Origin of the sequence: Archangium gephyra (assembly GCF_049060025.1) — a bacterium.
GTDB lineage: Bacteria > Myxococcota > Myxococcia > Myxococcales > Myxococcaceae > Archangium > Archangium gephyra_A.
The window spans coordinates 481,417-496,169 of the sequence record NZ_JBMEQQ010000002.1; the positions used below are offsets into that span (position 1 = coordinate 481,417).

Here is a 14,753-nt window from a genome sequence, read left to right on the forward strand (position 1 = left end):
CGGGTGCTGCATGCCGCGGCAGCTTATCGGGAAGCGGGCGCTTGGAGGAACAGCGCGAGGATATGAGCTTCTCGGGCTACGCCGTGGAGCATCGCAAGAAGACGCCGAGGCGTACGGGACACCGTCTCCGGACGGCGATCATTTTCATGGGAGGATGGAGATTCACCCTTACGCTCTGCCGGCCACTGCGTTGACGTGTGGTGGCGCTTTCTCGACGGAGTGTAACCATGCAACACAAGGCGATTCGCCAGACGATGCTCTGGCTCGTATCGGGCCTGCTCCTGGCCGCGGGCTGCACCCAGCCAATACCCGAGCAGGAGCTGCCAACGGGGGACGTGCAGTTCGTGGGTTCCGTGCCGCAAGCGCTCACGGGAGACAACGTGACGCGGTTGGCGGTCACGCTCACGGCGGCGGACGTGGCGGCGAACACCGTCTGGCTCACGCGCACGAGCGAGGTGTGGAGCGGGACCATGTACCGCATCCCCGCGGGTCCGGACCGCACCTTCACGGCCGAGGCTTTCGACGCGGCCGGAGTGCTGCGCTTCCGCGGCCAGGCCACGGGGGTCACCATCAATGAGGGGGTGACGCAGGTGGTGGCCCTCACGCTGCAGTCGGTGGATGGCGGCGGTGGTTTCGACAACACGGCGCCCTGCATCGACTCGCTGGTCGCCTCGTCGAGCAAGGTACTGCCGGGAGGCCGCATCAACCTGAGCGCCACGGCGCACGATCCGGATGCCACCGACACCCTCTCCCTTGCCTGGACGGCCACTGGCGGTGGTTTCAGCACGAGCACCGCGGCGTCCACGGTGTGGACGGCGCCCGCGACGGCGGGAGTGGTGACCCTGACGGTGACGGTGACGGACTCGCGGGGCGCGTCGGCCTCCATCAGCGTGGACATTACCGTCACCGACACGGCTCCCGGCGCGGGCTACGGCAACGCCAGCGTGCACGTGTCCTTCAACAGCTCGCCCACGGTGCAGCGCATCACCACGTCGCGCTCGCCGGTGGCCGTGGGCACCACGTCGCTACTCACGGTGCTGGCGGTGGATGCCGAGTCGGATGCGCTGTCCTACTCGTGGAGCTCCACCTGCGCGGGCACGTGGACGGACGCCACCTCGGCCACCGCGTCCTTCACTCCAAGCGCCGCGCCGGTGGGAGACCCGTGCGGCAACTGCCCCGTCACGGTGACTGTCACGGATGCGCGGGGGGGCAGCACCCCGGGCACTCTCCGCCTGTGCGTGGGCAGCGGCGCGGTGGCCCACTTCCCGCCGCGCATCGTCTTCACCCACCAATCCGCCGAGACGGTGCTGGGTGGCAGTTCCGCCCTGCTCCGGGTGCTGGCCGAGGATGGGGATGGCAGCGCCCTCGGCTTCTCGTGGACCGCGAGCGCCGGCACGCTGGAAACTCCAGTGAGCAGCCTCAGCTCGAGCGAGGTTTTCTGGAAGGCGCCGGCATGCTCGCCGGTGGGAGGGCCTCCACGCATCACCGCCACCGTCACCAACGCCCGCGGGTTCACCGCCTCGCACACCTTCCATGTCACGGTGCTGAGCGGAGTGGACTGCAGCCCGGGCACGCCGGACGCGGGCACGGGTACACCGGACGCGGGCACGGGCTCGGGTACACCGGACGCGGGCACGTCCACGGATCCCGACCCGGTGGCCGTGTGGACGCCTTCCGGGCACATGCTCACGGCACGGTACTCCCATACGGCGACGCTGCTGCCCAACGGCAAGGTGCTGGTCATTGGCGGCTTCGGCAGCGGGGCGCCGACGTCGGCGGAGTCCTATGATCCGGCCACGGGGGCGTGGGCGCCCATGAAGAACATGGCCCAGGGCCGGGCATGGCATACGGCGACACTGCTGCCCAACGGCAAGGTGCTGGTCATCGGCGGCAGCACCAGCACCTCCGGAGACGCCCCCTACGCCCTCGGCTCCGTGGAAATCTACGAGCCGGCGACGAACACCTGGTCCGCGGCAGCGCCCATGACCTTCAAGCGCTTCCATCACACGGCGACGCTGCTGCCCAATGGCAAGGTGCTGGTCATCGGCGGCACGACCTCGGCCGGTGGAGGCCCCATCCCGGAGCTGTACGATCCGGCGACGAACAGTTGGCTACCGGTGGCGAGCATGGCGAGCAGCCGCTCCAAGCACTTCGCCTTCCTGCAGCCCAATGGCAAGGTGCTGGTGCTGGGCGGTGGAGGGAGCCCGGCCGTGGAACTGTACGATCCGGCGCTCGACATATGGACGACAGCCACGGGCTTCTCGGGGAGCTGGACCCACGCCCTGCCGCTGGCCTCGGGACGGGTGCTGCTGGTGTCGAGCAGCGGCTTCTCTCTCTACGATCCGGTGCTCTACAGCCAGACGCCGGCGGGCAGCCTCCTCCAGGTGCGCAGCAACCACGCGGTGACGAGGCTGAACTCCGGCAAGCTGCTGGTGACGGGAGGCAGCAGTGCCACCTCCATTCTCTCGGAGCTCTACAATCCGTCGACGACCGTCTCGTCCTACACCACGAGCATGCCCGAGGGCCGCTACTCCCATACGGCGACGCTGCTGCTCGATGGCAGGGTGCTGGTGGCGGGCGGTTACTCGGGAGGCGCGCTCACCAGCTCCGTCCTCTACACGCCGTGAGCCCGAGCGTGCCCACGTGAGGCGGGCCAGGTAGGGACCCGGCTCCCGCGAGCACCCACCACCCCCGAATGGTGATGGGTGCTCCCGTGGCGACGGCGGATGTGGCCGCGGGGACACACCCGGCCCGCGCCCCGAGGAGTTCCGGAGGGTTACACAGCCCTCCGGCGCTGGCCCACGGGCTGCAATGCACCCGGGGCATGAACGCACTGCCCCGCGCCCTCCTGTTCACCCTGCCGGCCCTCCTGCTGCTCACCGCCTCCCCGGCCCGGGCGGATCTGCCCCACGAGTCGATGTACCTGACCCGCTCGGAGATCCCGGACGAGTCGCTCCGGGGCGTCATCGGCATCGCCTTCGTCTCGGTGTTCACCGGCCCGGAGCAGGTGCTCGACGGGCAGGAGACCCTGCCCATTCGGGGGTTCGACGGGGAGCTTCCTGTCTTCGTGCCGGGAGAAGACGGCTTCACTCCCGGCGGGACGAGGCCGCTGAGTGCGCTGCGTCCGATCAGCGGCTGGGACTACGACTTCACCGCGCTGCGGAAGTTCCCCGCCGTCGAGCAGCGCGGCGCTTACGTCCACGTCGTCATCGACGCTCGGACGAACGAGCGGGCCTGGCTGCGCCTCGACAAGGACAACGGCAAGAAGCCCCAGGTGGGCTTCACCTCGTTCGCCTCACGGGAGTGGGCCTGGTCGGGCATCGACGTCCATGACCTGGCCCCGCGCTCGGAGACGCGGCTGTACGGCGCACCCAGGCCCGAGGCCCGCTGGCATCTCCTCTCCCCGTCCCATCCCGCGCGCAGGGCGGGCGCCGTGGTGGGCGACCTGCGCATCATCAAGACGCACGGGAACTTCATGCAGGTGGGCGAGCTGATCGATCTGGATGAAGAGCTTCGCCCCGGTGGGCTGGGTTCCCATCAGCGATGAGAACGGCGTGCTCCTCATCTGGCCGGTATACGCGCCGATGTGCTGAGCGCCCCGCTCGACGCCTCAACGGGGCTCGGAGCCGCCATCCCCGTCCAGGCTGGTGACAGGAGCGCGCGGCACCGCGACGGGCAGAAGGGCTTGCCTCGCGTGCTCGTTCGTCGCTGTCGGCTCGCGCTGGCATACTCCAGACATCCCCGCCAGGCCTCTCCAGGTCCTAGCTTGATTCGAGGACCCGCCATGCGCCTCCGAGCGTGCATCGCACTTCTGCTCTTTGTCTCAGCCTGCGCTATGTCAACGCCGAGCCCAGGAGAGTCAGCGGCCCGGGACCCGAGGCTCGCCAACCTCCAGCGAGCGGCGACGCTGCCCTGGACGGACGGGGGGCGGTGCTCCGTCCGCGAAGCTTCCGAGCCCTGGCCCGTGCTGGTGGAGAGGTGCTTTCCTGCCCTCGACCATGACCGGATCAAATTTCACGACACCACGGGACGATGCGCGGTCGCCTCAGCGGGTGCCGCTGCCGTGGGCGTCGGACTCTGTGTCTTGGCGGCGCCGGAGATCGTCGTGGGAACGGTGATCATCGCGGGCGTGGTGGTGGTGGGATTCGTCATCAAAGAGGCCCTGGATGCGTATGAGAAGAGGGGCCGTCCCCAAGTAAGGCCCGCGCCTGAAACGCAGCCCGCGCCTGAAACGCGACCTGCTCCGCAGAAACCCTCGCCGAAAAAAAGGCCCAGGCCGGAGCCAAAAGGGCCGGATTTCCCTCCCGTGGGGCCAACCGAAACCTCGGAGCGAGATCGCCGCCCGGAGTGCATGCCCGTTCCGGTGCCGCACCGAGGCGGAAATAACGATCACAACAAGTGCGCCGACAGAATTCCGTACAACAGCTTCTCCGGTTGGGACGTGCTCGTTGACGGCAAGCAATTTGATGCGCTGCAACTGGCCACGCGCACGTTGTGGGAGGTAAAGAATGATGATTTCGATATACACTCGCCTCGCTCACAAGCGTTCTTCGCCAAAGTGAAGCTGCCGGGAATCCGACGCGAAGCCAGACTCGCCAAGGAGTGTGGCTATAACTTCGCTGTGGGCGTCAAAAGCTCCGCACACAAAGAAGCACTTGAGAAATTGGATAGAACCCTCACCATTGTCGTGATGGAGTGGTGTTGATATGGAGTTTGATCTAACGGACATTACTATCAGCGTGTACGCGCCTGCGCTCGTAGGCGATGATGGGCGTCCGCTTGCTATAGTTCATGGAATGGAGCGTGCGTTTCCTGGATTGCGTTTGCGGTGGACAACCTCGGAGAAGGACGACCTCATTGCAGTACCCCACCGCGATGCGTGGGTCGCGTCCGAGAGGACAGACGGAGGGTTTCCGTTCCTTTGCAACGATGACGACGCCCACCCTGTGACGATTTTTGGACTCGAAAATCCGAACGGTCTTTCCGCAGAAGGCCCGCCGCATTTTGAAGTGCATGCATCGCTGCCAGTGCATGCAGCCGGCCTTGCGGCGGCAGCGGATGTGCTGGCGGCCGTAGGGGAAGGCGCATGTGCGTACTGGGGGCACGCCACGCCCTCCAAGGCGACCGTGGAGATTTCGCGGCAGACGACCGATCCGGTGCGTAAGCCAGGAGTTCCACCGCGAGGGCTGCCAGCGCTCAGGTTCCCAGACTCCATCCTCGCGCCCGAGATTCCGCATCACCTGGGGTGGCTGAACTACTGGTCGGCTGCTGCCGCACGGGCCATCGGCTTTCCGGACCCTGCCCGCGACGCGGAGCTGCTCGCGCGCTCACGGCGTACCGGGACGGGCGGGTGGGTTGTCAGGCTCACCGATGCGCCGCTCGACCTGGACAACCCCGCCCATCTGGACGCGCTAAAACGGGCCTACGAGCGCTTCCCGGAGATCGGCGGGCGCTCCACCCCTTGAGGCTCGGCACGGCTCGCCGTAGTCCGGAGCGCTCTGGCAGCTCCGCGCGCGGTACCTGGGCTCTGGCGCCACCTGGCCCACCGCGACGCCGGTGGACGCGCGAGCGACTGTGCCGAGGAGTGCTCAACCAAGGGCAGTGAGCGAGCGCGTGCGCTCGATCCACATCCCCCAGGCCGGGATGAGCCACATCGCGAGCATGAGATACGCCATGGGCTCCGAGCCCGGAGGAGGCGGTCCGAGCGCGGTGTGGAGCTGCATGACGACGAGCAGGCCGAGCAGCGACCAGAGCGCGATGACACCTGCCCGTCCGGTGGGACGGGTGACCGAGGTGTACTGCCACACGCAGAACGCGAAGAGGGCTCCTTCCACGGCGAGAGTGGCGGGGATCGAGTTCCACAGGCCGAGCCCGACCTTCGGCCCCCCGGAGATGAGCAGGGCCATGTCGGGTCGGTGCGTCAGCGCATCGAGCACCCAGTGGCTGAGGACGAGCAGCCCGAGCACGAGCGACCCGCGCGCATCCCGGCGCCACGCGAACCAGGCCAGGGCGAGGAGGAGCGCCCAACCCCCGGAGGCCAGCAGGCTGTGGCTGTAGGGCATGTGCACCAGCTCCATCGCGAGGAACCCGTGCGCCCCTGGAGCGATCCGCATCTGTTCCCATCCGAGCAGCAAGAGGAGGGGAAAGAGGAGATCGGGAACGAGCGGAGCGGCCAGCAGGAGGCTGAGGGGTGTTTGGGGCGCGAAGCGTTTCGCGGCCAGACCGAGGGCAACGTGACCAATGAACATGCGCGGGAGGGGCGAGAGGAGCCCTTACCCTAGCGCGTCCCTGAGCGCCGTACAGGGGCCGCCCCAGACCGCGTGGTGTTGAAGCGCAAGCCGCCACAGCCAGCCAAACGAGCGCGGTCTAGTGGAGCGCGCTCACGGATTCCAGGGCATCGGCGATCGCGCCAATCTCATCCGTGAGCCGGCCGAGACTCCTCGCGGCGTCCTCGGCGGATTGAGTCAGGTCGGCCGCGAGGGCCCGCTCGATGTCCAGCCGCAGCGCCTCCACCGCGTGGCGGATCCGCAGCCGCTCGGCGGAGAGGCGCTCCGCGTAGGCCCCGAGCTCCCTCACCCGATGACGTTTCAGCTCACTGACGGCGAGGGCCTGCTCGAGGATCCGCCGCGCGTCCGGATCCGACGTGGCGGTACGACGTGACAGCAGCTCGGCGTGCTCGCTCTCGATGCGCTCCCCGCTGAGCCCCTCCTCCAGCGCGCGAAGCGACGCGGAACAACGCGCCAGTGCCCGCGCTCCGCGTGAGATGGCCTCCAGCGCCTGCTCCGCGTCCCGCACGAAGCCACGGACCGCGCTCGGGGCGCGCTGGAGCGCCTCGAGGATCTCCCGGAGGGCCGCCTCGGTCCGCAGCAGCTCCTCGTCCCGCGCTTCCGTGGACGGCTCGGCACGGCGCTGCCCCGCGAGCCACCAGAGCCCCGCCGCGAAGAAGACGAACAACATCGCGAGCAGGAGCATGAAGGGGGGGCCCCGTCTCAGGACGAGGAGCACGCAGAGGAGGGCCGCCACCGAGGCGGCGGCCAGTGCTCCCGTCTTCCACCGGGCCCCCTCGGCCGCACCCGTGCTGGCCTCGGCCGCGCGCTGAAGCCTCGCGATCGTTGCCTCCAGGCGTCGGCGCTCCCGCTCGGACTCATCCATGCCGGCTCGCTCCGGGCTACTTCTTCGAGCTGCGCAGGTACCGGTAGAACTCGGAGTCCGTCCCCAGGAACATGGCCGTCGAGCCGTCCACCGCCTGCGGATAGGCCTCGAGCGTGCGCAGGAACTGGAAGAACTCCGGATCCCTCCCGAAGGCCTCCGCGTAGATCTTCGTGGCCTGGGCATCGCCTTGGCCGGTGACGTCCTGGGCCTTGCGGTACGCCTCGGAGCGGATCTCCTTGAGCTGGCGCTCGCGCTCGCCGCGGATCTCCGCCGCCCGGCCCATGCCCTCGGAGCGAGAGCGCTCGGCGATCCTCCGGCGCTCGGAGATCATCCGCTCGAACACCTTCACCTGGACCTCGTCGACGTAGTTGATGCGGCGGATCTGCACGTCGACCAGCTCCACCCCGAACTCCTTGACGATGTCGGCGGCGCGCACGCGGATCTGCCGGGTGAGCTTGTCGCGTCCAAGGGACACCTTCTCCAGCGTCCCGCCGCGCTCCGAATCGGAGGCGTACTCGTCGTCCTCGAAGGGCCGGTTCGAGGAGCGGACCGCCTCGATGAGCGCGTAGGAGGCGATCGCGTTTCGCGTCTCACCATCGATGATGTCGTCGAGGCGCGACTTCGCGTTGCGCTCGTCCCGCAGGCGCTGGAAGAAGCGGAGCGGGTCGACGATGCGCCAGCGGCCAAAGGTATCGACCCAGATGTACTTCTTGTCCTTGGTGGGAATCTGGTTGGGATCTCCACGCCAGTCCAACCACCGCTTGTCGAAGCGGTTGACGGTGTCGGCGAATGGGGCCTTGAAGTGCAGGCCCGGCTCGGTGACGGCGTTTCCGCGCGGCTGGCCGAAGCGGGTGATGACCGCCTGCTCGTTCTCGTCGAGCGTGTAGAGGCTGGAGAAGCCCAGGACGGCCACGGCGAGACCGAGGACCGTCAGGGCGAGGGCGCGGATGCTCATCGCTTCTGCTCCTTGATGACCGCGGCGGCGGGAACGGCGCTGGTGCCATCCATCCGCAAGAGCGGCGTGATGCCTTTGTTGGACTCGTCGGAGATGACCTTCTGGCCAGCGCGCTGGAGCACCTGGCTCATGGTGTCCAGGTACATGCGCCGGCGGGTGACCTCGGGCGCCTTGCGATACTCGTCATGAATGCGGGTGAAGCGCTCGGCTTCGCCCATGGCCCGGTTCACCTTCTCGATGGAGTAGCCTTCCGCGGCGCGCAGCGTCTCTTCCGCCTCGCCGCGAGCGCGGGGGATCTCCCGGTTGAGCTCGGCCAGGGCCTCGTTGATGGCGCGCTCCTTCTCCTGGATGGCCTGGTTGACCTCGTTGAAGGAGGGCTTCACCGGGTCGGGCGGGTTCACGTCCTGGAGCACCACCTGCTGGATGTCGACGCCCGTCTCGTAGCGATCCGCCAGCTCCTGCAGCAGCAGCTTCGCCTCGGTCGCCACCTTCTGGCGTCCCGTCGTGAGCACCTCGTTGACCGAGTGGTCTCCCACCACGGCGCGCATGGACGCCTCGGAGATGTCGCGGAGCATCTCCTCGACGTTCTTCACCTTGAAGAGGTACTGGTAGGGATCCTTGATCTTGTACTGGACGATCCAGTCCACCACCGCGACGTTCAGGTCGCCGGTGAGCATCAGGGACTCGCGGCGGGCGTCCGCCTCGCTCGTGGCGGAGGTCGCGCGGCTGCTGGCGACGCGCTCGGTGCGGAAGCCGAACTCGGCCTTGAGCTGCCGCTGCACCGGGACCTTGATCATCTGATCAATCCCGAAGGGCAGGCGGAAGTGCGGGCCGGGTTCGGCCGTGCCCACATAGCGGCCGAGCCGGAGGATGACGCCGACCTCGTCGGGTTCTACCTGGGCGTACGTGGTGAAGAGGCCCGTCACCACCACCACGCCGAGGGCGAAGAACAGGATGAGTCGTCCGAGACCGCCCTTCTGGAACTTCTCGAACAGCTTGCGGAGGGCTTCCTCCGGATCATTCTGCTGGGGATCCGGTCCTCCGAGGATTTGTGGTTTCCATGCCATCCATTGCTCTTGGAGGCATCCGGGCGGGGAGGCAAGAGTAATCGGAGTGGCCCGGCCGTATCACGCCCGATCGCTCGGACATCGGACAGTCGTGGCCCAGGGGGTCAGCGCAGCAGGCGCTGTGGGAGTGACGCACGGCTGAGGCCTGGACGTGAGAAAGCCGCACCTCGTCCTGGAGCTCCACGACGGCGGGCGCGTCGAAGGTGAAGCCCGTCATGAGCCCGGGGCTGACGCACACCTCCTGAGAGGCAGCGGGGGGCAGGGGCAAATCGCCCCTCCGACGTTTTACTTGGATTTCTGGATGATATAATTTCTCCAGTCTGGCCATGGAATCGACCCCCAGAGGGGGCATGGTCCAGCAGGGAGATTCACCATGTCGAAACACGAGGGCTCCAAGCGACTTTCTCTCTCTCGCCGAGGCTTCCTGCGCACCTCCGCACTGGGCGCCGCGGGTGGCGGCCTGCTGCTAGGGACGAGCAATCGCGCGGAGGCCGCGGAGGCGGACGACCTTCTCCAGGAGTTCGTGAGGACGATCTCCACGCTCCAGGCGGAGCAGCCAGACCTCCCCGGGCTCGTCAGCATCACCGAGTTCATCTCCACTGCCACTCCTCCGGGGCTGAGCGCGGAGGACCGGGCCCTTCTCAGCGGGGCGCTCTACCTGAAGGCGACACGGGTGATGGAGCGCACCTGCGGGTTCCCCTCGCCGTCCGAGATTGAGCCGACGCTGTCCAGGCCGCAGCCGATGGAGCAGCTTGGGAGGGAGTACTTCTCCAGCGTGCTCGCACAGACGAAGGCCCAGATGGAGGCCAACCCGGAGTATGCGGAGCGCATCTGGCAGGCGAGCGATGCGGCCGCGCAGCTCGACGAGGGGAATGACGGGAATGACGCCGCCCGGATTCCGATCATCTTCATCGGCTTCCTCATCATCGCCGTCATTCTCGTCATCGAGACCCACCTGACTTAGTTCCAGCGAGCGGTTCGGCCTCGTTGAAGCGCGAGGCGGAACCCTGTGCCCCGGTGACGGCCTTGCACCGGGGTGCCAGCTCGGCTCCAATGTCCGACGGCCGGCGGGGACGAGGCGTCTGTCCATTGAGTGACGCCGCTCTGCTCCTCTGGCGCGGGTGCCGAGTCTCCTCGCGTGGCTACAGCTTCCCTCGGGTCCGGGGCATTTCGTGCCTCGGGGGAGGGTTGACCATGAGGCCGGGATTCAGACCGCTACCGATGGTGTTGCTGGCGTTGAGCCTCACCCGGAGCGTGGCGGCGGAGGTGGATGCCGCACTGGCGCCGGCGGACTGCGTTCCGGCCACCCGGGTTCTGGAGCTCACGCGCATCCAGGGACCGGAGGGAATGGTCGCCGTGGGAGGCCAGCTCTTCTTCATCGTCGTGAGTTCCACGGACTGGTCCCTGTGGAGGAGCGACGGGACGGCATCCGGCACGGTCAGGGTCAAGACCCTCGCGCCCATCACCGCACCCGAGGGCCCGCGGGCGCTCACGGAGGCCCGGGGGCTGCTCTTCTTCTCCAACGGCGTTCTCTGGAGGAGCGACGGGACGGCGTCCGGCACCCACCCGGTGGACGTGCCGCAGCTCACGAATGCCCATCCCCTGAGGGAGTACCGGGGCCGGTTGCTCGTCATCCGGCCCGTGCCCGGAAGGGGGGACGAGCTGTGGCTCACCGACGGCACGGCCGCGGGCAGCCGTCGCATCCTGGGCGAGCCTCCCGCGCTCGACATCCATATCCGGCCCTCTGGCAGCGTGGAGACGGAGAGCGGGGATCTCGTCTTCATGGCGGAGACGGTGGCGGACCCGGACACCCCGCGGGTGTTCCGGCTCTCCCGCGCAGGAGCCCTGGTGGAGCTCTTCCGGGCCTCGGGGAGCGGCATCGGCATCACCCAATTGACCGCGGTGGGGGACCGGGTCTTCTTCTTCACCGACGAGCTGGCGCCAGGGGAGCCCTCCCACCTGTGGAGCAGCGATGGCACCTGGGGGAGCGCCGTCCTGCTGCGGAACTTCGGGTTGATCGCCCCGCCTTTCGGGCTCACCGCGTTCGACGGGCGGCTCTTCTTCACGGCCGTCGCCGAGGACGGGCCCCGGGGCTTCGAGCCGTGGGAGAGCGATGGCACGCCCGCGGGCACCCATCCGTTCGTGGACCTCCGGCCCGGGGAATCGGCGGGCTCGCTTCCGACGAACATGACGGTCCTCGGGGACAAGCTCTATTTCGTCGCGGATGACGGCGTGCACGGCCGCGAGTTGTGGGTGACGGATGGCACGGCCGCGGGCACGCGGCTCTCCATCGACATCCGGCCTGGAGCGCCGTCCTCGTTCCCCTACGGGCTCGCGACGGCCAACGGGAAGCTCTACTTCGTGGCGGATGACGGCGTGCACGGGAGCGAGCCCTGGAAGGTGTTCGAGGACCGGCCCCGGCGGGTGGCGGACCTCGTTCCCGGCGGTGGCTCGACGCCGATAGAGCCCGGCGTGGGACCCTTCGATGCACCGGCCGGGTCCTTCGTCCGAGCGGGGGGCTTCGTCTATTTCCTCACGGCATCCGGTGAGACTCCTGACAACGCGCTCTGGTCCATGAAGACGGGCTCGTACTGCCCGCCGCGCTGAGTCACCGGCGTGGAGAGACGAGGTCTCCCAGGCCGCCCGGACATGCCCGTGAAGCGGCAGGGCCTTGCCAGCGCCGCGAGCAGCCCCGGAAGGTTAGAGTGGGGCCGTGTCTTCCATCGTCCTTCGTGCCCTCGCTCCGGCCCTCGGGCTCGTGCTCGCCGGCTGTTCCGTGCCTCCTTCCTCGGAGCCCCGGCGCGAAGCCCGTGTCGAGGGCCGCGTGGCGCTGGCCGGTCCCCCGGTGGGCAACGCGTTCCTGTTCCTCTTCGCTCCGGACGAGGCTCCTCCCGAGCAGCGGGGCGAGCCCAGGTACGTGGCCGCCGTGCCCGAGGTGCGCCTCGCCGCCGGGGACGCGCGCTTCGGCTTCTCCGGGGTGGGGCCCGATGTGTACCGGCTGTGGGGCTTCCTCGATGCCAATGGCGACGCGGACCTCACCGTGGACGTGCTCGCGCAACCGGGGGCGGGGGATTGGGTCCCCGAGTCCTCCGTCGAGCTGAACGTGCAGCCGGGGCAGACGCTGCCGGTGGACCTCGCGCTGCCGCACCGGGTGCAGCGCCCGCTCCCCGCGTTCCAGGTGGTGGAGCAGGGGACGGAGGGGGTGTTCACCCTGACGGACTCGTCCACGGCGATCGTCTCGCTCAACGTGAGGAGCGAGGGCTTCGGGCTGCTGCGCGGCGAGCCGCCCCGGTTCTTCGTCCGGCTCGCGGACGCCAATGGGGATGGGACGGCGGATGACGTGAACGGGGATGGCGTGGTGGACGTGTGGCCCCAGTTCTTCCTGCGCTTCGTCCCCAGGCCCGGGCAGATCGTGCCCCTGGACAGCCAGGGCAGGCCCGCGCAGGTCATCGTTCCGCTGCTGCCCGATGTGACGCCCTTCCTCGGGAGCCTTCAGGGGGACCCGGGCATCACGATCGCCGCCGGAGCGCTCCAGCTATTCGTCGTCCCGTTGGCCCAGGCCATCCGCCAGGAGCCGGGGCGGGGGAGGGTGGTGACCACGCTCGGGGCCGTCCCCGTCGGGGAGTACGAGCTGTGGGCCGTGAACGATGAAGGAGGGGTCTGGTTCGTCCCCAATGCGCTGGGACGGCGGACCGTGGCGCCCGTGTCCGGCCAGGCGCTGCGCTTCCGTGTCGTCCATGCTGAAGGCACGGATGGAGGGACGGGCTCGCCGTAGCCTATCGAGGGCTCCGCCAGTAGACGATGAACTTCCCATGCGGGTACTCGCCCTTGTACCCGCAGGGCCATCCTCCGGCGCGGTACAGCGAGAGAGCTCCTCCGCGAAGGGGCTCAGCTGCTTCCCACCGAGGAACCGCGCAGCCGCCACATGCGCCAGATCGGGCCCGATGTCCTGCGCCAGCTCCTCAAACGCCTCGAGGTCCTCCCGAGCGGCAAGACTGTCCCATGCAGCCTGCACGATGCGATCCTCGAGCGTGTCCAACTCCTTATGAAGAGCGCTGTACTCAGACGGTGGCAGGGAGCTGGTGACATCCTGGTATTCGCTGAACTGGTATGCCTTGAGATCGGCCCAGATCGAGACGTCCTCGGGAAGCTCCTGGCTCTTCGCATACGCGAGCGCATCCTCGAGGCTGGAGACGACCAGGACCTTGTCCGGCTCCAATTCCCCCGAGAACGACAGGAGTCCACCCTTCACCACGAACTCCCGAACTTCTTCGGCCAGCCCGAGGTTTCTTTCGATGTCCATGGGCCCAAAGGCTTTCGTCAGGATTTGTGGAACTCGAAGCGCCTGAGGAGCCGGATCGATTCCAGGTCGAGTGTGGAGAGCAGGCGGGAGCCCCGGATGACGAGCTCGGAGGGGCTCGTGACGGGGTTGAGGACCTCCCAGGCGAAGTCGGAGCCGACGAAGCACCAGCTCTCCCCATCGGGCAGCAGTCCCACCCTCCACGCGGGCATCACGTAGTGCTTGTAGCCCCAGAGCCGCTCGCGGCTCACGGCCTCGAAGGGCACGTGGGGATGGAACAGCAGGGGAGGGTGGTGGTCCTCGGGATCCACGACGGCGAGGCGCTCTCCCGGAGGCACGAGCTTCCGGAGCGCGTCGAGGACCCGCTGCTGCAGCTCGATGATCTCGTCCGCCACCGCCTCATCGTAGGGGGAGAAGCCCTCCGGGATGCGGTAGCGCACCACCTCGCGGTCCTCCCGCTGCAAGGACTGGAGCACCGCCAGGGCCGGGGCGACCGTCGGGTCATCGAAGTCGAGATGTTGCCAGGCTCTCATCGGAGTTCAGGAGGCTTCAGTTCGGGGTGCTCTGTGTAGAGCGGGTTCATGATCTCCAGGAGCATGGTGGTCATGATCTTGGAAACCGAATCTCGGTATCGTTTGAACTCGGCCTCGTCCTCCGTTGATTGAACGAGGCGAATGGACTCGTTCAGCTGTGCACCCATTGACACCATCAGCTCCGAGATGGCCTTGGCGGTGGTGTTGGTCATCGTCGTCACCTTCCTCAATACATCCCAGGCGAACAGCCACTTCTCGTCACGCATGCGTTGACGCAGTTCCAAAAGGCAAATCCAAAGTCAGGCGTAGGCAACTCCTCCAGGCACTGCACTCGGCAATTCTCGGCGACCTTCTTGCAGCGTTCGTCTGGAGGATTTCGCGGCGGCGGTTTATTGACGGAGGCATCGCTTTCGTCTTTCGGTGCGCTCTTGGAGGCGCAAGCACCCGATCTGATGCAGAAATCAATCAGGATACCTCCAAGCACTATTGCGCTGCCTCCAATGAGAATCTCCTTGATGCCAATCCCCACGGGGACGAGTACCAGGGGAAACGCACCGAGCTGCTGAGTTCCCTGGCTGCGTTCCTCCGGAACGATGCGTACGCGGCTCAAGTGGCCCTGGTGTTCCATGGTCCTCATCGCTGGAGCGATGCCATGGTGGGCACCACAGGCCGCTATCAGCATTGGGTACGAAACCAGCAAGGACACTGCAAACAGGCGCACGGCTTTCTCCATCATACTGCCAGGC

Annotated in this window: 13 protein-coding genes; 7 read left to right on the top strand and 6 right to left on the bottom strand. The window is 67.7% G+C overall.

The window, feature by feature from the left end; all coding sequences use genetic code 11:
* Window positions 1-227 precede the first annotated feature (227 nt).
* From ACN28I_RS02165 to ACN28I_RS02180, 4 genes are all read left to right on the top strand, one after another.
* The gene (locus tag ACN28I_RS02165; RefSeq protein ID WP_420940500.1) at window positions 228-2,627 is read left to right on the top strand and encodes a kelch repeat-containing protein; all 2,400 of its coding nucleotides are present in this window, start codon (window positions 228-230) and stop codon (window positions 2,625-2,627) included.
* Between the two features lie 197 nt (window positions 2,628-2,824).
* Complete coding sequence (locus tag ACN28I_RS02170) at window positions 2,825-3,547, top strand: hypothetical protein (RefSeq protein WP_420940501.1); 723 nt, start codon at window positions 2,825-2,827, stop codon at window positions 3,545-3,547.
* A gap of 558 nt (window positions 3,548-4,105) precedes the next feature.
* Window positions 4,106-4,705: a DUF6310 domain-containing protein gene (locus tag ACN28I_RS02175; RefSeq protein WP_420940502.1), complete on the top strand. Its 600-nt coding sequence runs from the start codon at window positions 4,106-4,108 to the stop codon at window positions 4,703-4,705.
* Between the two features lies 1 nt (window position 4,706).
* Complete coding sequence (locus ACN28I_RS02180) at window positions 4,707-5,465, top strand: DUF5953 family protein (protein ID WP_420940503.1); 759 nt, start codon at window positions 4,707-4,709, stop codon at window positions 5,463-5,465.
* Between the two features lie 123 nt (window positions 5,466-5,588).
* On the opposite strand, the gene ACN28I_RS02185 is transcribed toward ACN28I_RS02180, so the two are convergent.
* From ACN28I_RS02185 to hflK, 4 genes are all read right to left on the bottom strand, one after another.
* Entirely contained in the window at window positions 5,589-6,113 is a 525-nt protein-coding gene (locus ACN28I_RS02185; protein WP_420940504.1) for a hypothetical protein, read from the bottom strand.
* A gap of 253 nt (window positions 6,114-6,366) precedes the next feature.
* A complete protein-coding gene (locus ACN28I_RS02190) occupies window positions 6,367-7,152 on the bottom strand; it encodes a hypothetical protein (RefSeq protein WP_420940505.1) in 786 nt (261 codons plus the stop codon).
* A gap of 16 nt (window positions 7,153-7,168) precedes the next feature.
* Window positions 7,169-8,107 (bottom strand): protease modulator HflC, encoded by a 939-nt coding sequence (hflC, locus tag ACN28I_RS02195; protein WP_420940506.1) that lies wholly within the window; start codon window positions 8,105-8,107, stop codon window positions 7,169-7,171.
* On the bottom strand, window positions 8,104-9,174 hold the full coding sequence (gene hflK, locus ACN28I_RS02200) for an FtsH protease activity modulator HflK (protein ID WP_420940507.1): 1,071 nt from the start codon (window positions 9,172-9,174) through the stop codon (window positions 8,104-8,106). The genes hflC and hflK overlap by 4 nt, the downstream gene beginning before the upstream one ends.
* Window positions 9,175-9,547: 373 nt before the next feature.
* Here hflK and ACN28I_RS02205 point away from each other — a divergent pair, with 373 nt between their 5' ends.
* From ACN28I_RS02205 to ACN28I_RS02215, 3 genes are all read left to right on the top strand, one after another.
* Window positions 9,548-10,138, top strand: coding sequence for a twin-arginine translocation signal domain-containing protein (locus tag ACN28I_RS02205; protein ID WP_420940508.1), 591 nt, complete (start codon window positions 9,548-9,550; stop codon window positions 10,136-10,138).
* A 230-nt stretch (window positions 10,139-10,368) separates the two neighbouring features.
* Entirely contained in the window at window positions 10,369-11,781 is a 1,413-nt protein-coding gene (locus tag ACN28I_RS02210) for an ELWxxDGT repeat protein (protein WP_420940509.1), read from the top strand.
* A gap of 106 nt (window positions 11,782-11,887) precedes the next feature.
* Window positions 11,888-12,949 carry a hypothetical protein gene (locus ACN28I_RS02215; protein WP_420940510.1) on the top strand — a complete coding sequence of 354 codons (1,062 nt, stop codon included), beginning with the start codon at window positions 11,888-11,890 and terminating at the stop codon, window positions 12,947-12,949.
* A gap of 545 nt (window positions 12,950-13,494) precedes the next feature.
* Here the strand turns inward: ACN28I_RS02215 and ACN28I_RS02220 are convergent.
* Both ACN28I_RS02220 and ACN28I_RS02225 read right to left on the bottom strand, forming a co-directional pair.
* On the bottom strand, window positions 13,495-14,007 hold the full coding sequence (locus ACN28I_RS02220) for a hypothetical protein (protein ID WP_420940511.1): 513 nt from the start codon (window positions 14,005-14,007) through the stop codon (window positions 13,495-13,497).
* A complete protein-coding gene (locus ACN28I_RS02225; RefSeq protein ID WP_420940512.1) occupies window positions 14,004-14,273 on the bottom strand; it encodes a hypothetical protein in 270 nt (89 codons plus the stop codon). The genes ACN28I_RS02220 and ACN28I_RS02225 overlap by 4 nt, the downstream gene beginning before the upstream one ends.
* Window positions 14,274-14,753 lie beyond the last annotated feature (480 nt).